The organism is Algoriphagus resistens (genome assembly GCF_001442615.1).
Lineage (GTDB): Bacteria > Bacteroidota > Bacteroidia > Cytophagales > Cyclobacteriaceae > Algoriphagus > Algoriphagus resistens.
Map to the genome: position 1 here is coordinate 167,726 of NZ_LMXN01000012.1, position 20,974 is coordinate 188,699.

General features: G+C 42.7%; 21 protein-coding genes. 11 read left to right on the forward strand and 10 right to left on the reverse strand.

Annotated elements, in window-relative coordinates; translation table 11 throughout:
- Positions 1 to 8 precede the first annotated feature (8 nt).
- From AS141_RS19210 to AS141_RS19245, 8 genes are all read right to left on the reverse strand, one after another.
- Positions 9 to 926: an SDR family oxidoreductase gene (locus AS141_RS19210; protein WP_057939318.1), complete on the reverse strand. Its 918-nt coding sequence runs from the start codon at positions 924 to 926 to the stop codon at positions 9 to 11.
- Positions 916 to 1,758: a peptidylprolyl isomerase gene (locus AS141_RS19215; RefSeq protein ID WP_057939319.1), complete on the reverse strand. Its 843-nt coding sequence runs from the start codon at positions 1,756 to 1,758 to the stop codon at positions 916 to 918. The genes AS141_RS19210 and AS141_RS19215 overlap by 11 nt, the downstream gene beginning before the upstream one ends.
- Positions 1,755 to 2,684: a hydroxymethylbilane synthase gene (gene hemC / locus AS141_RS19220; protein ID WP_057939320.1), complete on the reverse strand. Its 930-nt coding sequence runs from the start codon at positions 2,682 to 2,684 to the stop codon at positions 1,755 to 1,757. Before hemC ends, AS141_RS19215 begins: the two co-directional genes overlap by 4 nt.
- A complete protein-coding gene (gene rimK / locus AS141_RS19225) occupies positions 2,681 to 3,586 on the reverse strand; it encodes a 30S ribosomal protein S6--L-glutamate ligase (RefSeq protein ID WP_057939321.1) in 906 nt (301 codons plus the stop codon). Before rimK ends, hemC begins: the two co-directional genes overlap by 4 nt.
- Positions 3,587 to 3,649: 63 nt before the next feature.
- On the reverse strand, positions 3,650 to 4,087 hold the full coding sequence (locus AS141_RS19230) for an ATP-dependent zinc protease family protein (RefSeq protein WP_057939322.1): 438 nt from the start codon (positions 4,085 to 4,087) through the stop codon (positions 3,650 to 3,652).
- Between the two features lies 1 nt (position 4,088).
- Complete coding sequence (locus AS141_RS19235; RefSeq protein WP_057939323.1) at positions 4,089 to 5,225, reverse strand: DNA polymerase III subunit; 1,137 nt, start codon at positions 5,223 to 5,225, stop codon at positions 4,089 to 4,091.
- A gap of 11 nt (positions 5,226 to 5,236) precedes the next feature.
- Positions 5,237 to 6,433 carry a GlmU family protein gene (locus AS141_RS19240; RefSeq protein WP_057939324.1) on the reverse strand — a complete coding sequence of 399 codons (1,197 nt, stop codon included), beginning with the start codon at positions 6,431 to 6,433 and terminating at the stop codon, positions 5,237 to 5,239.
- A 69-nt stretch (positions 6,434 to 6,502) separates the two neighbouring features.
- On the reverse strand, positions 6,503 to 6,751 hold the full coding sequence (locus AS141_RS19245) for a type B 50S ribosomal protein L31 (RefSeq protein WP_057939325.1): 249 nt from the start codon (positions 6,749 to 6,751) through the stop codon (positions 6,503 to 6,505).
- Positions 6,752 to 7,036: 285 nt separating this feature from the next.
- Between AS141_RS19245 and AS141_RS19250 the strand changes: the two genes are divergently transcribed.
- From AS141_RS19250 to AS141_RS19280, 7 genes are all read left to right on the forward strand, one after another.
- A complete protein-coding gene (locus tag AS141_RS19250) occupies positions 7,037 to 8,737 on the forward strand; it encodes a hypothetical protein (protein ID WP_057939326.1) in 1,701 nt (566 codons plus the stop codon).
- A 60-nt stretch (positions 8,738 to 8,797) separates the two neighbouring features.
- Positions 8,798 to 10,630: an ABC transporter ATP-binding protein gene (locus tag AS141_RS19255; RefSeq protein ID WP_057939327.1), complete on the forward strand. Its 1,833-nt coding sequence runs from the start codon at positions 8,798 to 8,800 to the stop codon at positions 10,628 to 10,630.
- 29 nt (positions 10,631 to 10,659) lie between these two features.
- Complete coding sequence (locus AS141_RS19260; protein WP_057939328.1) at positions 10,660 to 11,025, forward strand: hypothetical protein; 366 nt, start codon at positions 10,660 to 10,662, stop codon at positions 11,023 to 11,025.
- Positions 11,026 to 11,291: 266 nt separating this feature from the next.
- Entirely contained in the window at positions 11,292 to 12,992 is a 1,701-nt protein-coding gene (locus AS141_RS19265) for an arylsulfatase (RefSeq protein WP_232424966.1), read from the forward strand.
- Positions 12,993 to 13,108: 116 nt separating this feature from the next.
- Positions 13,109 to 14,647, forward strand: coding sequence for a YifB family Mg chelatase-like AAA ATPase (locus AS141_RS19270; RefSeq protein ID WP_057939329.1), 1,539 nt, complete (start codon positions 13,109 to 13,111; stop codon positions 14,645 to 14,647).
- 270 nt (positions 14,648 to 14,917) lie between these two features.
- Positions 14,918 to 15,364 carry a DUF2214 family protein gene (locus tag AS141_RS19275; RefSeq protein ID WP_057939330.1) on the forward strand — a complete coding sequence of 149 codons (447 nt, stop codon included), beginning with the start codon at positions 14,918 to 14,920 and terminating at the stop codon, positions 15,362 to 15,364.
- 183 nt (positions 15,365 to 15,547) lie between these two features.
- Entirely contained in the window at positions 15,548 to 16,282 is a 735-nt protein-coding gene (locus AS141_RS19280) for an MBL fold metallo-hydrolase (RefSeq protein WP_057939331.1), read from the forward strand.
- A gap of 24 nt (positions 16,283 to 16,306) precedes the next feature.
- Here AS141_RS19280 and AS141_RS19285 read toward each other — a convergent pair whose 3' ends face one another.
- Both AS141_RS19285 and AS141_RS19290 read right to left on the reverse strand, forming a co-directional pair.
- Positions 16,307 to 16,627 (reverse strand): hypothetical protein, encoded by a 321-nt coding sequence (locus AS141_RS19285; RefSeq protein WP_157243537.1) that lies wholly within the window; start codon positions 16,625 to 16,627, stop codon positions 16,307 to 16,309.
- Between the two features lie 22 nt (positions 16,628 to 16,649).
- Positions 16,650 to 17,750, reverse strand: a complete 1,101-nt coding sequence (locus AS141_RS19290; protein ID WP_057939333.1) for a trans-sulfuration enzyme family protein — start codon at positions 17,748 to 17,750, stop codon at positions 16,650 to 16,652.
- 170 nt (positions 17,751 to 17,920) lie between these two features.
- On the opposite strand from AS141_RS19290, the gene AS141_RS19295 reads away from it, so the two are divergent.
- From AS141_RS19295 to AS141_RS19310, 4 genes are read left to right on the forward strand one after another with little or no spacing between them, the layout of a single operon-like run.
- Entirely contained in the window at positions 17,921 to 18,892 is a 972-nt protein-coding gene (locus AS141_RS19295) for a hypothetical protein (protein WP_057939334.1), read from the forward strand.
- A 36-nt stretch (positions 18,893 to 18,928) separates the two neighbouring features.
- Positions 18,929 to 19,459: an RNA polymerase sigma factor gene (locus AS141_RS19300; RefSeq protein ID WP_057939335.1), complete on the forward strand. Its 531-nt coding sequence runs from the start codon at positions 18,929 to 18,931 to the stop codon at positions 19,457 to 19,459.
- On the forward strand, positions 19,456 to 20,130 hold the full coding sequence (locus tag AS141_RS19305) for a hypothetical protein (protein ID WP_057939336.1): 675 nt from the start codon (positions 19,456 to 19,458) through the stop codon (positions 20,128 to 20,130). The genes AS141_RS19300 and AS141_RS19305 overlap by 4 nt, the downstream gene beginning before the upstream one ends.
- A 23-nt stretch (positions 20,131 to 20,153) precedes the next feature.
- Positions 20,154 to 20,912, forward strand: a complete 759-nt coding sequence (locus tag AS141_RS19310) for a hypothetical protein (RefSeq protein ID WP_057939337.1) — start codon at positions 20,154 to 20,156, stop codon at positions 20,910 to 20,912.
- Positions 20,913 to 20,974: the final 62 nt, after the last annotated feature.

A 20,974-nucleotide genomic window follows, 5' to 3' on the forward strand; every position in this document is an offset into this window, starting at 1 on the left:
ACTGCTTTTTAAGAGCTGGCTAAGATAATTTGTTTTGCCAAAATACCAATTGCCGCCTGGAAAGTTTTCGGCTCAAAACCAAGCTGTTCCCGCGCTTTATCGATAATAAAACCTGTTTTCAACGGCCTTTTGGCAGGCTGGGAAAAGGTACTGGAATCCGCCCGTTTGATTAATTCTTTGTTAAGTCCAAAATAATCCGCTGTGATAATCGCCATTTCATAGGCAGACAAAAAGTCTGACCCAGAAATATTAAATACGCCTTCAGCCCCTTTCTCTGCTATCAAAACACAACCTGCAGCGAGGTCTTCCGCGAGTGTGGGAGTACGGAATTGATCATCTACTACTTGGATTTCTTTACCAGCTTCCAATGAGGATTTCACCCATAACACAATATTCGTACGGCTCATGTCATGAGCAATACCAAATACCAACACTGTTCTGGCAATTGACCATTTTGTCTTACTACTCATTACCATCCGCTCGCCCTCGAGCTTCGTCTCTCCATAATAATTGACAGGTGAAGGCACGGCATTTTCATCCAGAGGACCTTCCTCCCCAGAGAAAATAAAGTCTGTGGACACGAATATAAAATGTGCGCCACAAGCTTCTGCCGCCTTCACCAAATAGGATGTCGCGTTTACATTTGCATCATAGCAAGCTTCCTGATTCAACTCGCATTGATCTACATGGGTCATTGCAGCACCGTGGATAATGATATCAGGCTGGATTTCTGCTAACACATTTTCCACTTCCTTCTCATTGGAAATATCCAAAGAAACATATTCAAAGCCTTTTCCGGGAAGCCTGCATGCTCCTCTCCCGCTGGCAATGACCAAAAACTCATCCTTCTCCAATAACTGAGAAACCAGCTTTTGCCCGAGCAATCCATTTGCTCCTGTGATAAAAATCTTCTTTCTATTCGACATTTGGGTAGCTATAGTTATATTCCTTTTCAATTTTCTTCCTGGGCATTTTTTCCACAGTCACTTTCATATAAACCGGCTCAATAGGTCTATCCCGTTGAGTAGGTAGGTTTGAGATCACCTCGGCAACTTCCAAGCCTTGGATTACCTCTCCGAAAACCGTGTATTCCTTATCCAAGTGCGGTGTTCCTCCTACTGTGGTATAAGCTTCTAACTGCTCAGCGGTAAAATCCTTAGTCAGATTTATATTCAATGATTTTTCCAATTCCTCTCTTTTGGAAAGAAGCATAGTAGTAAGACTATCGTATTTCTGCTCATTATATAGTCTGATGTACTGATTTTTCAACTCTTCCTGACTTCCCAACTCGATATACTTCATAAAAGCCTTTTGAAGCTGCTCCATATCCGTAGTCAACTCTAATTCATTGTACACTTTGCCCAGGACAATATAAAACTGGGAACCATTCGATCTTCTCTCCGGGTTGATGCTATCTCCCTGTCTGGCCGCGGCAATCATTCCCTTTTTATGGTAATGAGTAGGTCTGATTTCAGCAGGCAAGGTAGGCCATTCCTGGGCAGGTAACTTCTCCTTAGTGAACACATCCCCTCCCTGGACCATAAAATCTTTGATCACCCGCTGAAATTCGGTGGAATCAAATCTTCCCTCTTCTGCCAATTTAATGAAATTTGATTTGTGGGCCGGAGTATCGTCAAATAACACTGCCACGATATTTCCATGACTTGTCTCTATGGTAATCAGGTAATCTTTCTCTGCTGCACAGGCAAATGAGCTTGCGCAAAGAAAAATAAAAAGTAGACTTCTAAGACTTCTCATTTATTCAAGGTTGTTTTGATTTGATCCAATATTACTTTTCCGCCTGCAGCAAAAACCTTATCAGCAAGCGCTAGTCCCAGTTTTTCGGGCTGATCTGTATTTCCTTCCACCACAATTGAGATGCGTTCCTTTCCATCCAAACTCACTATTCCACCTTTCAGGCTAAGCTGATTCCCCGTGAAATAGGCCAACGCAAAAACCGGAATACTACATCCTCCCTCAAGTACCCTAAGGTATGCGCGCTCGGCACGTAGCCTCAACGAAGTTTCATGATGATTACAGGCTGCCGTGATTTTAGATTTCAGATCCGGGTCTAGATTTTTCGATACTTCTATTGCCACTGATCCCTGCCCCACTGCGGGAGTGAATTCATCCAAATCCAGTTCTGAAACAATCATATGGTCATATTCCATCCGGTGTGTTCCCGCGTAGGCAAGCAATAATCCGTCGCAAAGCCCTTCTTCCATCTTGCGGATCCGGGTTTGCAGATTTCCACGAACTTCTACTGTTTTCACATGTGGGTAAAAATGCTTTAACGTCGAAACCCTACGGGTAGAGGAGGTGCCTAGAACGATGTTATTTTTCAGTGAAATGGATTTATCATGCGAGACAATCACATCATTTTCTTTTTCACGCTCGGTAAATGCAATGATTTCAAAGCCTTCCGGCAAATTGGACTGCATGTCTTTAGCACTGTGAACAGCGATATCTATCCTTCCATCCAACAATTGATCTTCCAATTCTTGGGTAAAAACCCCTTTGCTACCAATTTTGGCTATGGAGACATCCAGGATTTGATCGCCTTTGGTATCAATGGTAATGACCTCCGTTTCAAGGCCTGCTTTTTTCAAAAGATCCTCCACATGAAGCGCCTGCCAAAGCGCTAATTTACTTCCCCTTGTACCTATTTTTACTGCTTGACTCATTGACTCGATATTTTCATAGGGCGTTTATTCACTCCTTCTTCTATAAATTTCACAATTGCGGCTGCAATATCTATTCCTGTGGCTTTCTCTATACCCTCCAGGCCTGGCGAGCTGTTTACTTCCAAAATCAATGGTCCTCTTGCGGATTGAAGCATATCCACACCAGCGACATCCAATCCAAGTGCTTTTGCAGCACCAAGGGCAGCCTGTTTTTCTGCCCTGCTTAGCTTGATGATAGTTGCTTTCCCTCCACGATGAAGATTAGAGCGGAATTCTCCCTCCGCTCCTTGACGTTTCATCGCTCCAACTACTTTCCCATTCACGATGAACGCACGGATATCTGCCCCTTTCGCCTCTTTGATGAATTCCTGAACAATAATTCTTGCTTTCAGACCGTGAAAAGCCTCAATCACCGATTGGCTGGCTTTCTTAGTTTCAGCCAAAACCACCCCCAGACCTTGGGTCCCTTCGAGCAATTTGATGATCAGCGGTGCACCGCCTACATGCTCAATGATTTGCTTTTCCCCGCCTTTGGAAAAATTGGTAAATGCGGTTTTTGGCATTCCCAGTCCGGCGCTGGAAAGGATTTGTAAACTTCTAAGCTTGTCTCTACTCCTCACAATCGCCTGAGAATGTACCGCCGAAAAAGCACCCATCAGCTCAAACTGACGCACTACTGCGGTGCCATAAAAGGTTACCGAGGCACCGATTCTGGGTATAATCGCATCTACATCTGTAAGCTTTTCACCCTTGTAAATAATAGAAGGCCCATCCTGCTCAATGATAAGGTCGCAGATACTGTGATTCACAATTAGCGCTTCATGTCCCGCCTTTAGAATCGCTTCAAAAAGCCTTTTGGTAGAATACAAATTTGGGTTCCTCGAAAGGATTGCAATTTTCATAAGAAAATTTTTAGAGGGTTTGAGCCAATTATATGACTCCAAGGTGAATAATCAGTAGTTAGCTTATTTCTTTCTGTATTGCCTGGCTAAATTGACTTTGCATACGTCTACAAGAAAACGATTTCTAAGGATTTTCCGACCGAGGAGAATAGCATTTCTCATGCTCGACCTATCCGAGAGCGTAAACTCTGCTAAATAGCTTTCACCGGCAAGCTCAAAGGTAGTCTCGATCAAGTAGCGAACCTCAGTATGACCGAATGAATTTTTCACTTTTTTCTCTCTGAATTGCCTAAAGGTAACCACTTCACCTGTGAATGATTTATGTCCGGAAAGTAGGGGCTGGAATTTTAAAACACGCTTTCCTTCCTCTTCTATTACTTCCAGGTTCTCGGCATGAATGCTACTTGTATAGGCTCCAGTGTCCACTTTGGCCCACACTAAATTCAATCCTAATTCGGGGAGTGATATTTTCTCTTTCCTCCCGATTATTTTTTGTTCCATATCAGCTGATTTTCGCCATCAACCTGGTCACATTCATAGACAGATCGGTGAAGATGAACTTCGCATTCCCGTTTCTTTCCAGATGATAATGCGCCCTATTGAAATCTCCGTAAAGTTTGCCCACATGCTCTTCCTTCAGGATTTTTCCGCTTATATTATTTACGAAGGTGCGATCTTCGTTGTGCGTACGCAGCAGCTGATCCAAGTCCGCATTCTTTAACAATATCTCCCGCAGCACATTCAAACCTGTCAATACAAGTGATTTTTGGGCTTCTTTATCAGCTTTGTGAAAATCATCTGCCAGTCCAAAAATACTTTTAAAGTCTGCTTTGTAACAGGACAAAAACCACTCCCTTATTTTCTTCACCTGCAGATCTTCCACCTGATCCACGAGTCTATAAGCTTCGCGGAGATTCCCGTCTGCCAGCATGGCTATCTGATCGGCTGACACCTCCTCACAGAGCCCTTTTGCGACAAGATGGTTTTTCACTTCTTCATCCGTAAAACCACGAATGGTTACTTTCTGCGTCCTTGAAAGTATCGTAGTCAGCAACTGATCAGCATGTCCTGTGACCAATATAAAAAGCGTCTTGGGCTGTGGTTCTTCGAGGATCTTCAGCAGCGCATTTGCCGCCGAGGAGTGCAAAAATTCCGGCGCCCAGATCATCATTATCTTGTAGCCCCCTTCGAAAGACATCAGAGAAAGCGCCTGAATTATTTTGCGGGCTGCCCCTTTGGATATATTGAGTTGTTTCTTCTCAAAATTATTGAAGTAAATAAAATCGTGCACATTCCCGTAAGGTTGCTGGGTAGCAAACTTGCGCCAGTTGGTCAGCAGATCAACTTTTTCATCATCATCCTTATCGTCCTCCTTGGTGGTGGCGATGGTAGGAAAGGCAAAATTCAGATCCGGCAAAACCAATCTGCTCATACGCTGACACGAGGCACAGGTACCACAGGAATCCGTAGCACCAGGATTTTCGCAGTACAGATAAGTGCACAGCGCCAAAGCCATGGTCAGATTAGCCGAACCTTCTGGTCCATGAAATAATAGTGCGTGCGCCAAATGATTGTTTTTGACGGCATTGATCAGGTTTTCTTTGGTCTCGGGAAGCCCCGGAATATCTGCGAATTGCATGGCTCAATAAATCAGGATGTGGTTTCCCAAATTCTATAGTTTTTGGAAATTTCGAAAACCATATGATAGATTTCTAGATCTTCGGAACTCAATTCAATCCCTCTTCTTCCCAATACAGCCTTAGCTGTCTCTAGAAATTTTGGAAACAAAAAGGTAGATAATCCTTCCCCTCCACCCCAGGAAAAGGAAGGAATAAATTTGCGTGGAAATCCGGATCCAAAGACATTTGCCCCTACTCCTGCCACTGTTCCTGTGTTGAACATCGTGTTTATTGCACATTTGGAGTGGTCCCCCATCATTAACCCACAGAACTGTAAACCTGTATTGGTATAATTGCCTGCAGTGTAGTCCCAAAGTTTAACTGAAGAATAATTGTTTTTCAGATTACTGGTATTTGTATCAGCCCCCATGTTACACCATTCGCCGATCACAGAATTACCCAAAAAACCATCATGCCCTTTGTTGCTATAGCCAAATATCACTGAGTTGGACACTTCACCACCAACTTTGGAATGCGGGCCGATGGTAGTGTCCCCTTTTATTTTTGCACCCATGTTTACCGTAGCACTTTCACATAGCGCAAATGGACCACGTATCAACGCTCCTTCTTGGATTTCCGTATTTTTACCTATGTAAATCGGGCCATTATCCGCATTCAAAACTGATGCTCTGATTATAGCACCTTCTTCGATAAAAATTTTATCGGGAGAGTAAAGCGCAGTATGGGCATCTTTAATTCTGACTGATTTTCTACCTTGGGTAATTAAATCAAAATCCTTTCTGATTTCAATCCCATTGAATTGGAAGATATTCCACGTCTTCAAGAGAAGTAGCGGTTCAGAATCCATTTGGATAATTTCTTTGTCTTTCACCGAAGCTAGATTTTTTTCCGTCTCACCGATATAAGAGGCTATTAAAATCTTTCCAAAATACAATGCTTGGTCAGCGGAAAGAGACTTCAACAAGCTTAAGCTATTGCTATCCGGAAGCCAGGCTCCATTTATTGCCAGTGCGTTACCGGCTTTGCGGGGAAATTTTTTCTGAAGGTAATCTTGTGTAAGAAATGACACAGAGCCCCCTGAGATCTTTTCCCATTTTTCAGAGATTTTCAGAATCCCCACACGGATGTCCGCCACTGGTCTGGTAAAAGTAAAAGGAAGTAATGATCCGCGGATGGCGGGATCATCAAATAACAAAATTGAGTCCATGAGGCAAAAATAAAAAAGTCTCCCGGAATCCATGCTCCGGGAGACTCTTTAGCCTGAGATAAGAGAGAATTACTTCTTCTGAGCGTATCTTCTGTTGAATTTCTCAACACGACCCGCAGTATCAAGCATCATTTTCTTACCAGTGTAGAACGGGTGAGATTGAGAGCTCACTTCCACCTTGAATAAAGGATATTCGTTACCATCTTCCCAAGTGATAGTTTCGCTTGTTTCGATAGTTGATTTAGTAAGAAATTTAAACTCGCTAGAAGTGTCGTAGAAAACGACGTCTCTGTAGTTTGGATGGATATCAGCTTTCATATTATTGCTAGTTATAGAGTACCTCTTTCAAATGAGGCACAAAGTTACCCTTTTTCAGAAAATCCACCAAATCTTTGTCAAGTATTTCTGAGTCAATTGATCAAAAGGATATAAAAAGTGGTTTTAGAATCACAAATGAAGAGTTTTTGATCTTAAAATAAAAGACTACTCAAGTCCATTTCTAATGTATATAGAAAGACTCTCATCTTCCAATGGACAAATAGCCCTAGCCTCAAACATCTAAAACAGTATTTCAATCTCATGAATGTTTTTTAGATTTAGCCGATGCAAAAACTCTACATCCTTCCAGCTTCAGCAAAACTGCTTCTTCCCGTAATTGTTTTTCTGGTTCCTTTTTTATCCCAAGCCCAGGGGAGTTACATTCCTTACAATAGAGACTATTACCACATTCTGGACCGCTATGATATACTCCGAGGACAAAACAATCCTGTTTATAGATCAGCGACCAAGCCTTACCGCAGAGATGATGTGGCGGCATTTCTGGATAGCCTGGCCGATGATCCAGTGATCCGGTCCAGATCTGATAAATTCAATCTGGCTTATCTCAGTCAGGACAACTGGGAATTTGTCAGTCGTGAAACTCCGGAATCAAAAAAACCTTTCCTAAAAGGCCTTTACAGGAGACCCGGAGATTTTGCCCATTATTATAGCGACGAATTTGACATTCACGTAAGCCCAGTCGTCTACCTCAATGGGGGGATAGAACCTGACAATGAACAAAACCCAAATCGTCTTTCCCGTGGAGTGGTTTTAAGGGGTTCTATTGATAAAAAAGTAGGCTTTTACACATACTTCACTTCTTCAGAGGCTTTTTTTCCCAGTTGGGTAAAAGGCTATGCAGAATATAACGGTGCGGTGCCTGGAGAAGGGTTCTGGAAAGAATACAATGGGACAGGCTATAGCTATTTTTCAGCGCTTGGTCATGTAAGCTACAATATTACCAAACACATTGAGGTGGAAGTAGGTCATGATCGTAATTTCATAGGCGAAGGGTATCGCTCCTTTTTACTTTCCGATTTCTCCAATCCCTACATGTTTGTCAAGTTCAACACAAGAATCTGGAAATTCCAGCTGACGAATATCTGGACACAGATGACAGCAGATGTAAAGTACGACCGGGGAAGGCCTACAGATGGAAGATATCCTCAAAAATGGTTTTCCTTTCACCGTCTGGGATTCAACATCGGCAAAAACCTGAATCTTGGATTCTTCGAGTCTGTGATGACCGACAAGGCAGATTTTAATTATTTCAACCCGATCGTTTTCTATCGCTGGGTGGAGCAATCCCTTGGCACGCCAGATAAGGTCATGCTTGGAATAGACGGGAAGTGGAATTTCTATCCGGGCATGCAGGTGTATGGCCAATTTGCACTGGATGAATTCGTGTTCTCTGAGTTCTTCGGTCAAGACGGAGAGGGTTCAAAACGAAACAAGTTCGGAATTCAAGCCGGTTACAAGTACATGGATCTTTTTAAAATTTCCAATCTGGATCTTCAGCTGGAATTCAACTCCGCCAGGCCTTATACTTTTCAGGAAAAGATCAACTATCAATCGTACAGTAATTGGCGTACCCCACTCACTCATCCCAGGGGAGCAAATTTCCGGGAAATGCTGGGCATCATCCGTTATCAACCTATCCCAAAACTAAATTTGACTTTATTGGGAATGTACCAGTTTTACGGAGCGGACCCAGATGCAGAAACCAACTGGGGAGGCGATGTGTTGAAGAATCGACTTGAAGGAAGCCCTACGGGATTGTTTGGGAATGAAATCGGACAGGGCATAGAAAACCGGGTAGTCCAAACGAATCTGAATGCCAGCTATATGCTGAAGCATAACTTCTTCATTGATGCTTCACATACCTTCCGGAAAAGAACGGCCCAAGATCTGGACAAACCAGAGACCACGAATTACCTGCAGGTGGCATTCCGCTGGAACTTCATTCGCCCGGATTACAATTACTAATCGGAAACCCGCACTGGCATTTTTGCGTAACTTGCGGAATTATTCCATGACTATTAGTTTATGAAAACCTATTTACGGATTCTCTCCTATGCCAAGCCGTATGGGAAGTTCGTGCCTGTTTATATTTTCTACGCGTTCTTTTCCATTGTTTTTGGCTTGCTGAATTTCACCTTGCTGAAGCCCCTTTTTGATGTGATTTTTGAGCAAGTAGACCCTGAGTCCATTGCGGTGTATGCCAGCAGGCCTGAATTCAGCTTTTCTGTAGAATACTTCACCCATTTATTCAACTACAAATTTCTCGAGATAGCCGAAGAATACGGCAAAATGGGCACCTTATACTATGTGTGCATAATCATTGTGATTTCGGTATTTTTATCAAATCTCTTTACTTATTTGGCGGGAGTGGTATTGGCAAAAGTCCGGGCGACAGTGATCAAACGGATGAGAATGGACATTTTTGAACAGGTAAGCAGCCTGCACATCGGTTATTTTTCAAATGAAAGAAAAGGCGACCTCATGTCAAAAATGACCAATGACGTGCAAGAAGTTGAAAACACAATAGTTCAGTCGCTTCGAGTCGTATTCCGCGAACCGGCTACCATCATCCTTTATTTTTCGGTACTGTTTTTCATGTCTGCGAAATTGACACTTTTCACCATTTTAATCATTCCCATCTCCGGGGCAATCATCGGAGGCATTACCAGAAGATTAAAGAAAAAAGCGGTACAGAGTCAGCAATCCCTTGGAAGAATTGTCAATATACTCGATGAGACACTAGGGGGAATGCGCGTAATCAAAGCCTTCAATGCGGAGGGATTCATGAAATCAACGTTCGATAAGGAAACCGATTACTATGCCGGAGTAAATGTCAACATGGCCCGTAAAAATGAATTGGCTTCTCCTATTTCCCAATTTTTGGGTGTATTTGTTGTCGCTGGAATTCTAGTATATGGAGGTGGTCTGGTGCTAAGTGGCAACTCAGATTTGGGTGCGTCTGATTTCATTACTTATATTATTATTTTCACCCAAGTATTGAACCCTGCAAAGGAAATTTCCCGCGCAGTGAGCAGCATTCAGCGGGGTATCGCTTCAGCCGAGCGAATATTCACCGTAGTTGACACCCCGACGGATATCTCTTCCCCAAAGAATCCGGCAGTTTTATCCGAATTTAAAGATTCGGTAGAACTTAAGCATGTGGATTTTGCTTATCAGGACACCTTGGTTTTGCAGGATATCAGTTTCACGTTGAAACGTGGCAAAACTATCGCACTTGTTGGGCCGTCTGGTGGAGGAAAATCCACCTTGGCAGACTTAGTACCACGTTTCTATGATCCTACCGCAGGAGAAATTTTATTGGACGGCAAAAACCTGAAATCCTTTGATCTGAAAGATTTGCGAAGTCTAATGGGAATCGTGACGCAGGAATCCATTTTATTTAATGATACCGTGTACAACAACATAGCTTTCGGTCTAGACAATGCCACAGAAGATCAGGTGGTCGAAGCTGCAAAAGTCGCAAATGCCCATGAATTCATCGAAAAAATGGAACACGGCTACCAAACATCTATAGGAGAAAGAGGTTCTAAATTATCCGGTGGGCAGCGTCAACGGTTGAGTATAGCACGGGCCGTGCTGAAAAACCCGCCAATTTTGATCCTGGATGAAGCCACGTCTGCCTTGGATTCGGAATCTGAATACCTGGTACAAGAAGCACTTACCAAATTGATGAGCAATAGAACCACTTTGGTGATTGCCCACAGACTGAGTACGATCCAATATGCAGATGAGATCCTGGTGATTGAACAAGGAAAAATTGTTCAGCGTGGAACGCACACCGAACTTATGCAGACGGAAGGCTTGTATCAGAAGCTTTCTAGTATTCAGTCCGTTTAGTATATTCGTTAAAACTAATTTTAAAACCCATGAAAAAACTTCACCAGATCCTTCAAATAGTCCTTCTGGTCTATTTTGGTGCTTTTCTAATTTTCTTCATAGCCTTCGACACCATTGGTGGACTCTTTGGAATAGAAGAAATCACCTCAGACTCCATGGTTACCATAATCCTGATTGGCTTAATTTTATTTCTTGCCGCTTGGGGTAGTAGCTACGCTGCATACAATAGTTTGTCAAGTACTATTAAGAAAATGGAAAACGACATGAATGGTCTTAAAGCGAAAATCTATGATTTTGAGCATCCTAGAACCCCAGCCACTCCGAAGCCATCCATTCCTACAAAGCCCACAGATTCGGACCCAAGCAATCTGCCTCCGAGACAAAACATTACGTGAGACTGATTTGATATGTTTATACTAGTTTTTCAATGGTCATATGGACTCTCGCATGCATTATAATCATCCCAGTGTGTGACGTATTCGTCATGCCCGATTTCATCAGGGTAAACCACAGTAAAGGAAACAGAACTTGTTTCCTTTTTTTATGAGAAAAAAGTGGGTTTGAAGATTCATTTTTAGAATTTGACTGAAAAATCGCATCCTTTTAAAAGTGATTGTATCAACTTTACCCCAGATCACAACTACCCAAGAACCTCAAAAGCATGAACGGTTTTCCATCTTTTAAAATGAATCTTTTACGTTTTCTCATATTAATCATCGCTGGGATTTTTGGGTTTTCCTGCAATACAAAACCTGCCAAAAAAGAAAATAAGAATCCAAATATCATTCTGATTTTGGCAGATGATCTGGGATTTTCTGATTTGGGCTCCTTTGGCGGAGAAATAGAGACTCCCAATCTAGACTGGCTGGCAAGTCAAGGTATACGTTTTACCCAGTTTTATAATACATCCCGCTGCTGCCCCACTAGAGCTTCTTTGCTCACAGGACTATATAATCATCAGGCAGGAATCGGGCAAATGACCACAGATACGGGTCAGGAAGCTTACCGAGGACATATTTCCAACTCAGCAGTAACTATCGCTGAAGTACTGAAAAGTTCAGGATATCGCACCGGCATGGTGGGAAAATGGCACGTTTCCAATACCGTAGTCCAGGATAGTCCTGAGAAGCAACTGGCCTGGCTGAATCATCAGGAACAGCACCCGCTTTTTTCACCAATTGAGCAATACCCCACAAATCGGGGGTTTGAAAAATACTTTGGGAATATTTGGGGTGTGGTAGATTTCTTCGATCCTTTCAGTTTGGTCAACGGCACAGAACCTGTCACACAGGTGCCTGAAAACTATTACCATACTGATGCTATCAATGATACCGCTTCGGTTTACATTCGGGAATTTGCACAGCAGGATAAGCCTTTTTTCCTCTATGTAGCTCATACAGCTCCGCATTGGCCACTTCATGCACTCCCTGAGGACATTGATAAATACAAAGACAGGTATAAAGTGGGTTGGGATGTGATCAGGGAAAACCGGTATAAAAAGTTGATTGAATTGGGAATTATCGATGAGTCGACTTACCCACTTTCCCAAAGATGGGAAAATGAACTGAGCTGGGAAGACAATCCCGACAAGGAGTTTGATGCAAGGGCTATGGCGGTTCACGCAGCCATGATCGACAGGATGGACCAGGGAATAGGAAGGATTATAGAAACCCTGGAGGAAACCGGAGAACTGGAAAACACCTTGATAGTCTTCCTGAGTGACAATGGCGCAAGCTCAGAAAGTAGCATGCGCTATGGCCCAGGCTTTGATCGGCCTAGTCTAACCAGAAAAGGCGAACCAATTGCTTATCCCGTCAAAAAAGAAGTGATGCCTGGACCGCAGACAACATTCACCTCCATCGGACAGCGCTGGGCAAATGTATCGAACACGCCGTTTCGCTATTGGAAAATGGAATCCTTCGAAGGTGGAGTTCATACCCCGATGATCGCTTTTTGGCCTGCTGGAATCAGCGCAGAAAAAGGAAGTATTTCCAATCAGGTTGGACATGTGATGGATTTCATGGCAACTTTTATCGATGCCGCCGAAGCTGAGTATCCGAGTGATTTTGCTGGAAATAAAATCAAACCGATTGCTGGCAAAAGTCTACTTCCGGTGTTTCAAGGCAAAGAGCGGAAAGGTCACCCGGTACTCTTTAATGAGCATGAGGGTGGAAGATCTGTACGGACTCAGGATTGGAAGCTTGTGACCTTGGATGCCAGAGAGCCTTGGCAGCTTTTCGCGATCAGCAAAGACCATACAGAGACTGAAAATGTAGCGCACGAGAATCCTGCAGTCGTCGAAGAACTGGATAGTCTTTGGCAAAACTGGGCAAAAGCGAACAAAGTGATCCCAAAACCTTAACTTTATATTTTCTTGAGAATTGGGAATAAGGACAGATTTTCAGAAGATATTAAGACTTTAATTTGCTTAAAACCATATATTGAGCGAACCATTTAGACTTCCTATTTTCGTACACTATGGCAGCTAAAACTTTTGGAGGTGCCGTCTCCGGCATTGACGCGAATATCATCACCATAGAGGTGAATGTAGGACAGGGTACCAGCTTCCTTATGACGGGGCTTCCTGACTCTGCCGGCAAAGAATCCCAACAGCGGGTGGAAAGTGCCCTGGAATACTTTGGGTATAGAATACCCCGGCAGCAAGTAGCCATCCACCTCCCTCCCACTGATATCAGGAAGGAAGGGTCTGCTTATGATTTGCCGATTGCTATGGGAATCTTGCAGGCTTCAGGGCAAGTGAAGTTTCCCGAATTAGGAGACTATGTAATTATGGGAGAGCTTTCTCTAGACGGAAATCTCAGGCCAATTAAAGGTGTTTTGCCGATAGCAATAGAAGCGAGAAAGAATGGATTCAAAGGTTTTATCCTTCCTGTAGAAAATGCCAAGGAAGCTTCAATCGTCAATAGTCTGGATATAATCGGTGTGGAAACATTGCAGCAAGCTACTGATTTCTTGTTGGGCAAACTGCAAATAGAACCACTGGCAACGGATACACGGTCGGTTTTTTACCATTCACTGGATGATATAGAATTTGACTTTGCAGATGTGCAAGGTCAGGAAAATATCAAACGGGCGATGGAAATTGCTGCCACCGGTGGACACAATGTGATCATGATTGGTCCACCAGAAGCTGGCAAAACAATCCTCGCAAAGTGTTTTCCGTACATTCTTCCTCCACTGACTTTGGTAGAGGCATTGGAGACAACAAAGATCCATTCAGTGGCGGGAAAACTGGGAAGGAATGGTTCTCTTTTAGCCAATCGTCCTTTTCGCTCGCCTCATCATACGATTTCTGATACGGCATTAGTCGGGGGTGCTGGAAATCCTCGGCCAGGAGAGATTTCTCTGGCTCATAATGGGGTGTTGTTTCTCGACGAACTGCCAGAATTTAAGGGAACTGGACTGGAAGTTATGTGCCAAGTACTGAAAGAACCTAGCTTGACGATTTCCAGAGCAAAAGCTCCGGCGCATTTCCCTGCTAACTTTATGCTGATTGCAAGTATGAACCCTTGCCCATGTGGCTACTACACCCATCCGGAGAAGGAATGTGTCTGCGGGCCAGGAATTGTACAGCAGTACTTGAACGAAGTTTCAGTACCGCTATTGGATCGAATCGATCTGCATGTAGAAGTCACTCCTGTGAAGTTTGAGGAAATGACCTCCACGAGGAAAACCGAATCCAGTAAGGAAATCCGTGAACGGGTGATCCAAGGACGAGAGCGCCAAAAAGAGCGATTCAAGGATAACCCTGAGGTATTCTACAATGCCCTGATGCCCTCGCACATGGTAAAGCAAATCTGTCACATCAATGAAGCCGGCAAAGTTCTTTTGAAAACAGCCATGAAACGATTGGGATTATCTGCAAGAGCTTATGATCGAATCCTGAAGGTGGCAAGAACCATCGCAGACATTTCCGGAAGTGAAAAGATCAAAATAGAGCACCTGGCGGAGGCGATACAGTACCGGAGTTTGGATCGAGATAGCTGGGCGGGATGAAGCGAAATTTAAAACCAGAAATTTAAAATAAGACTAGCGCTGTACCTCAAGGCACAGCAAAATCATTTTAAACTTGATTTATAGTTCCTTCCAAAATGGGGCTATTCAAAATCAAAAAACAACGCTATTTGACCGAGCCATTTCAAGCCCAATTCCATCTTTACAACCTTTACTTTAATCTATCCTAAATCATTCTCCCACAATAGGCGAATCACAACCGAATGCTAATCAGCCATGCCTTTAGGCAGGACGCTAAAAATCTATAATTATATGACCATCGAAATCCTCCTCCGGTACCTTCATTTTATCAGCATATTTGCGATCGTTGGATCCTTGGTATCTGAGCATTTATTGCTGAAGAAATCAATGAGCCGCAAAGAAATCAAGAAAATAGCAACAATTGACGGAATTTATGGAATAGCGGCAATGACCCTCTTAGCTGCTGGGCTTACCCTGTGGCTCGGCGGATATGGAAAGCCTTCAGAGTTTTATACACACAATTTTATCTTCCACATCAAAATCACACTTTTTGTCACTATTGGAATCCTATCCATTTATCCGACCGTTTTTTTCAGCAAAAACAGAAAAGGCAATCCTGATGATGTCGTATCTATCCCAAAAATAATCTTTATGCTACTAAGGATTGAACTTCTGCTCCTGTTCATTATTCCGCTTTTGGCAGGGTTGATGGCTAAGGGGATTGGTTACTTTGGCTAGCCAATCCATTTTCTTTTCATTCAGTTATTCAGTAAATTCAATCAACTCATCAAAACATGAAATTTGTTTTTTGAAAATGTAAATGTGAACACATGAAATCGAGCATGTCGCGGGCGACACACACAGAGATGATTATCTACCATGTGAGATTCCATGTGGCCTTTGAAAAACTATTATAAACATATGAAATATTTTGCTCTACTCTTCTTTCTCATCTCCTTTGAGGTATTTTCCCAAGATGTCATTTCTGCTAAAAAAGGAGATATTACCATCTCTCCCATCACCCACGGGACATTGGTTTTGGAAAGGAATGATCAGGTGATCTATGTAGACCCATACGGCGGAGCCGCACTCTTTGAAGGACATAAAAAACCAACACTGGTATTGATCACTGATATTCATGGGGATCATCTGAATCAGGAAACTTTGGATGGGCTGGATCTATCTGAAGCTACGTTGATAGTCCCACAGGCGGTCGCGGATAAATTGCCGGAAGGAACAGGGGAATCCATTGAGATCATTGCGAACAATCAGGCTAAAACTATCAATGGTGTGAAAATAGAAGCCATCCCCATGTACAATCTCCCTGAAAGCGCAGAAGCACCTCATACAAAGGGCCGCGGAAACGGATATATTGTGCACTTGGGAGGAAAGCAATTTTACATCTCAGGGGACACAGAAGACATTCCTGAGATGCGAACACTGAAAAATATTGATGTGGCTTTTGTCTGCATGAATCTACCCTACACGATGGATGTAGATCAAGCCGCAAGTGCCGTTTCGGAATTCAAACCTAAGATCGTTTATCCCTACCACTACCGAGGCAGTAATGGATTTTCTGATTTCGAGAAATTCAAATCTTTGGTTAATGACGCTGCTCCGGAAGTGGAAGTCCGACTTAGAAACTGGTATCAATAAGGCCGCAATGAAAGGCGGAGTGAATTACCCTCCCACTGCAGAGCCGGTGGGTTGGGCTTCGGGGGTCATAGACTCGCCCAATGGCAACGCCTCATCCCGTTTTTTTTTGTGTCCGACTGCATCCCAAAACCAGGCAAGACCTTTATACCCTGTGTTAAGATGTTCTTTGCCGCATTGGGGACCAGAGGTAACCCCTATCCATTTTCTTATCCGGTACATTTCCCGCATAGCTGTACTGTAAATGGCCCGTAGGTTAAAATAAGGATCTACTTTGGTCGGATGGAAATTTCGTTTGCTCAATTGGTGAAGCATCACCGGAAACGATCCGTCAGTACATTCTTTCACCAGGTTAGTGTCAACCTTTTATCTATTGCAGACCATTTTCCATGTCTTCCAGCAAATCATACAAATGCTCTAATCCTACAGATACCCGGATTAAATTCTGAGGAGTCAATGTATCCGGCCCTTCACTTGCAGCCCTGCGCTCAATCAGACTTTCCACTCCTCCCAGGCTTGTTGCATTGGTGAAATACCTGAGTTTGGAAATCACCCGATCTGCATCACTTGCATCACCCTTTACCTGAAAAGAGACAACACCACCAAACCCTGTCATCTGATTGACGGCAATTACATGTCCTGGATGGGTTTTCAGCCCAGGATAATATACCTGTTCAACAGCCTTGTGAGTTGAAAGAAAATTAGCCAAGGCCATCGCATGCTCGGCATGACCTTTCATTCGGTACGGCAATGTTTTGATACTTCTGCACAGATAATAACAATCCATCGGTGAGGGCACAGCGCCTCCACTGATCTGAACATTTTTCACTTTCCCCCAGAACTCATCTGCTTCTTTGGTAATCAATGCACCACCTAAAATATCCGAATGCCCTCCAAAATATTTTGTACTGGAATGCATCACGATATCCGCCCCAAAATCAATTGGATTTTGAAAGACCGGCGTAGCAAACGTATTATCGCAGGCAAGGAGTGCTCCCTTTTCCTTAGCCAGCTTAGCTACTGCCGAAATATCAGTGATCTTTAAAAGAGGATTCGAAGGAGTCTCCACCCAAACTAATTTTGTGTTTGATCTGAAGGCACTTTCTACCTTTTCCAAATCGGTCATATCTACGAAAGTAACTTCCAATACACCTTTGAAAATGGACAGAATTGCGTTTTTCAGACCATGGTACATATCATCTGGAGCAATCAAATGAGATTCTGGCTCCAGAGCTTGGAAAACAGCTACCCCTGCAGCATTACCGGAGGAAAAGGCCGCAGCATCTGCCCCTTTCTCCAGACCGGCCAAAAGTTTCTCCAATGAATGACGGTTTGGGTTATTTGCCCTCGCATAGATCATCGACTCGGGTTGGTGAATAAAGGTTGTGCTCAGTGTGATTGGCTGTACAACTGGCTTTTCAGAATCCGTGACAATATTTCCACCATGAATAGCGAATGTTTCGAGTTTCATATGCTGATTGTTAATACTTGTAAAAGGTATCGCCTGAAATTACCAATATTTCCTTGTGCAGGAAAAGAATTTGTAAAATGCTCTCCAGTCTCAAAAAATTTACAGACCGTTCCAACCTTTTTATCGGAATCGCTCTCATTAGTATATAACACCTAGCAACTTCACAAATTATGAAATCCAATCTTTTCCCTATCCTACTTTATGCTACCGTTATGACTCTGTCTGCGATGCAGGAAGGAAAAGGGCAGGATTACAGAAAATACAATAAGCAAACCATTGAAGCAGAGAAATTAATAAGTGAAGAGAAATTTCTCCAAGCTTTGGCCACGTATGATCAGCTCTTTCAAAATTATGATTTTATTTTCTTAAGGGATTTCAAAATCGCTGCCCAGTTATCCCTTTACCTTACTAAAAAGGACAAGTGCCTGGATCTTATTAAAAGAGGAATAAATGCAGGCTGGGAATTAAAAAACATAAAGAAGAATGATTATTTGAAAAATCACTTGAAGAAAACTGATTGGAAAATAATTAAGCAGTCTTACCCTGGTCTTCATAGCACTTATCTAGCAGGTCTTGAATACACTCTTAGAGAAAAAGTCCAACGGATGTTTAAAGAAGATCAAAAGAAAGCACTCGGTGCTCTAGTTAAAGTAGGCAATAAAGCACAGGAAAAATATGCGGTAAACAAATTTGCTCCCCATAGTGAAATTCAGATTTCCAAACTAATTGAAATCCTTGAAGAATATGGTTATCCAGGAGAAATGCTCATTGGCAATAACTTTTGGATGTCGACAATACTCAGTCACCACAATTCTATATCCAAAGATTATAACTCTTATGACACTGCTTTCAATTTTATCAAACCAAAATTAATCCATGCTATAGATCTAGGCCGGATGTCCCCCTATGAATACGCGTTGATTGATGATTGGCAGAAAGCAGTGTCCTCTGGTGGGACAGTGGCAGGTTATGGTTTTCTAACATCAGTTCATCAATCAACACTCGTAGAGACAGACCAATTAAGGAGACTAATTGGATTAAGATCGATTGAGCTTCGCAATAAATTAGTTGATATAGAGATGAAAACCGGAATGGATTTCTATTTGCCAGGTTGGATTGAAGGAAAAATTAATGTCAATTAATAAAAACAAAGAAATGGAATACCGAGCTTATCTAAAATGGATTTCCTAAAGCTAGACACAACCTTGATATCCAACGTCCTCAGAGGTGACAGGTCCGCGCAATTCCAGCTTTTTGAGTTGACCAAAGGAATGCTTTATTCTGCCTGCTATAGAATAGTCCATGACGAGGATGAGGCTAACGACGTGCTACAGGATTCTTATGTGGAGATTTTCCAGAAAATCCATTCGTTGAAACATCCGGAAGCCCTGTTGTCTTGGATGAAAACGATCACGATTCGTAAGGCAATTTTGCAAACCAGGAAAAAAATCCATTTTGAACCAATAGAGGATGTAAAAATGGAGTCTAGTGAAGAATCAGACGCATGGTTCGATGCAGAGATGCTTGATCAGGCTATCGAAAGCTTGCCTACCGGAGCAAGAGCAGTCTTTCTTTTATTGTCCGTGGAAGGCTATTCTCACCGGGAAGCATCCAAAATGCTGGGGATCTCAGAGAATACTTCGAAGTCCCAGCTGAATTATGCGAAAACGCTCCTGAAAAAGCGGATCACTAAACTACTGCAAGCATGAAGGAATATAACCCAAAACCGGATTTATGGAGTAAAATTCAGCAACGGAAGAATTTCGATGTGCAAGTAAGAGAGCATCTTCCAAATCTGCCGAAAAAAATGCCAAAAGCTGATCTTTGGACCGCTATCGAAAGAGAGCTGGATCAAAAAAAGCCAGTTATTCCCCTTTGGAAATATGGAATGGTGGCAGCATCCATTGGTTTGATTCTGATGTGTGTTGGAATTGCTTACCTAGAATTTGGAGAAACGGATGTAAAACCTCAAATGATCACCGGGGAGAACACGCCTCCAGCAGAGCATATTATGCCAGAGGAAAAGCCCTTTACTAAAACAGGATCGGCTTTAAATGCAACTGAGGAAACACAGACTGAAAACCCTGATACAAATGCATCCATAAAGAAACCCGAAAGCAGGGAAACAATTCCCCTTATCAAGCTTCCGAGGAGAGATCTGGCAGATTTGAGTATTGAAAACACATATGCATCGAAACTGATTATTCCGCCAACAACTGAGCATGAAACTCCAAAAACCTTGCATCAAGTCAGTATTTCCTGGAGCAAAATCAAACCAGGACTCCAACTAAAAACTCCATTTGGGCGTCAGGAATCAGAATTGGGACAAAAGGCTTCAATCGATCAAGTCGGCCAAGCCACTTTAGAAATCAATAACTAATCTTTATACAAAACTTCACTACAATGAAAAGACTTACACTTCTCACTGGCTTTGCTATGCTCTTTTGTCAACTGGCAATAGCTCAGGAAATCGAAAACAAGCCCTTTGGCAGCTATTTGGAAAAACTGAACGAGGATTTTCCTGTAACGGACACCCTGGTTTTTGACTTCCCGAATGAAGGAAAGCTGCTCCTGCTTTTTAACAACACAGAGTATGAACTCAGCAATTTGAAAGAAAAATTTGGCACGGTATTGAAAAAAACCACCAAGTTCCCGGAATTTAAAAGCTTAGTATATCGTCTGAGTGAGGAATATCCACAGACGAAAATAGATGCCGTCATTCTAGATCTGGAAAGAGACTACCTTCCTTACGTGGATCAACTGGAACTGGGCGCAGTGATTGGAATGGATTATACCGGAGGTGAATTCACACCAGTAGTCGGCGGAAGAATGATGTTCAATTTCCGTAAATTTGATATCGGGGCATCATTCACAAGTAAAGTTTTCTTTCCTGAAAGAACCGGAGGAAATATCAAAGTAAACAGCAATTGGTTTGCAAACCTGGAATATCGCTGGGACCGAAGTGATCCGAAATCCAATAGTGCGAACATGATCGGTGTGGGATTTTTAGTAAATGAGAGTAAAAGTCAACTTTTCACAGGAACGACGATGCAAGCGTTCTATAAGCGCGGAATAAACAAGAATATCTCGATCCAGGTAGGAGTGATCAGCACGGAGAACTTCAGAACCTTCTATCCTACCGTGGGTATTAGATTCTGGTAATTAAATACCATTACTACACCATATTTGAAATGTGGTGTGCCACGGCAGCTCAGAGAGTTGGG

What these genes read in the sequence shown, in the direction of transcription:
- AS141_RS19300 (WP_057939335.1), top strand. Translation starts at nt 18,929, where the DNA reads ATGGATTTCCTAAAGCTAGACACAACCTTGATATCCAACGTCCTCAGA.
- AS141_RS19230 (WP_057939322.1), bottom strand. Translation starts at nt 4,087, where the DNA reads ATGGAACAAAAAATAATCGGGAGGAAAGAGAAAATATCACTCCCCGAA.
- rimK (WP_057939321.1), bottom strand. Translation starts at nt 3,586, where the DNA reads ATGAAAATTGCAATCCTTTCGAGGAACCCAAATTTGTATTCTACCAAA.
- AS141_RS19305 (WP_057939336.1), top strand. Translation starts at nt 19,456, where the DNA reads ATGAAGGAATATAACCCAAAACCGGATTTATGGAGTAAAATTCAGCAA.
- AS141_RS19260 (WP_057939328.1), top strand. Translation starts at nt 10,660, where the DNA reads ATGAAAAAACTTCACCAGATCCTTCAAATAGTCCTTCTGGTCTATTTT.
- AS141_RS19215 (WP_057939319.1), bottom strand. Translation starts at nt 1,758, where the DNA reads ATGAGAAGTCTTAGAAGTCTACTTTTTATTTTTCTTTGCGCAAGCTCA.
- AS141_RS19240 (WP_057939324.1), bottom strand. Translation starts at nt 6,433, where the DNA reads ATGGACTCAATTTTGTTATTTGATGATCCCGCCATCCGCGGATCATTA.
- AS141_RS19210 (WP_057939318.1), bottom strand. Translation starts at nt 926, where the DNA reads ATGTCGAATAGAAAGAAGATTTTTATCACAGGAGCAAATGGATTGCTC.
- AS141_RS19310 (WP_057939337.1), top strand. Translation starts at nt 20,154, where the DNA reads ATGAAAAGACTTACACTTCTCACTGGCTTTGCTATGCTCTTTTGTCAA.
- hemC (WP_057939320.1), bottom strand. Translation starts at nt 2,684, where the DNA reads ATGAGTCAAGCAGTAAAAATAGGTACAAGGGGAAGTAAATTAGCGCTT.
- AS141_RS19265 (WP_232424966.1), top strand. Translation starts at nt 11,292, where the DNA reads ATGAACGGTTTTCCATCTTTTAAAATGAATCTTTTACGTTTTCTCATA.
- AS141_RS19235 (WP_057939323.1), bottom strand. Translation starts at nt 5,225, where the DNA reads ATGCAATTCGCAGATATTCCGGGGCTTCCCGAGACCAAAGAAAACCTG.
- AS141_RS19245 (WP_057939325.1), bottom strand. Translation starts at nt 6,751, where the DNA reads ATGAAAGCTGATATCCATCCAAACTACAGAGACGTCGTTTTCTACGAC.
- AS141_RS19295 (WP_057939334.1), top strand. Translation starts at nt 17,921, where the DNA reads ATGAAATCCAATCTTTTCCCTATCCTACTTTATGCTACCGTTATGACT.
- AS141_RS19290 (WP_057939333.1), bottom strand. Translation starts at nt 17,750, where the DNA reads ATGAAACTCGAAACATTCGCTATTCATGGTGGAAATATTGTCACGGAT.
- AS141_RS19255 (WP_057939327.1), top strand. Translation starts at nt 8,798, where the DNA reads ATGAAAACCTATTTACGGATTCTCTCCTATGCCAAGCCGTATGGGAAG.
- AS141_RS19280 (WP_057939331.1), top strand. Translation starts at nt 15,548, where the DNA reads ATGAAATATTTTGCTCTACTCTTCTTTCTCATCTCCTTTGAGGTATTT.
- AS141_RS19275 (WP_057939330.1), top strand. Translation starts at nt 14,918, where the DNA reads ATGACCATCGAAATCCTCCTCCGGTACCTTCATTTTATCAGCATATTT.
- AS141_RS19270 (WP_057939329.1), top strand. Translation starts at nt 13,109, where the DNA reads ATGGCAGCTAAAACTTTTGGAGGTGCCGTCTCCGGCATTGACGCGAAT.
- AS141_RS19250 (WP_057939326.1), top strand. Translation starts at nt 7,037, where the DNA reads ATGCAAAAACTCTACATCCTTCCAGCTTCAGCAAAACTGCTTCTTCCC.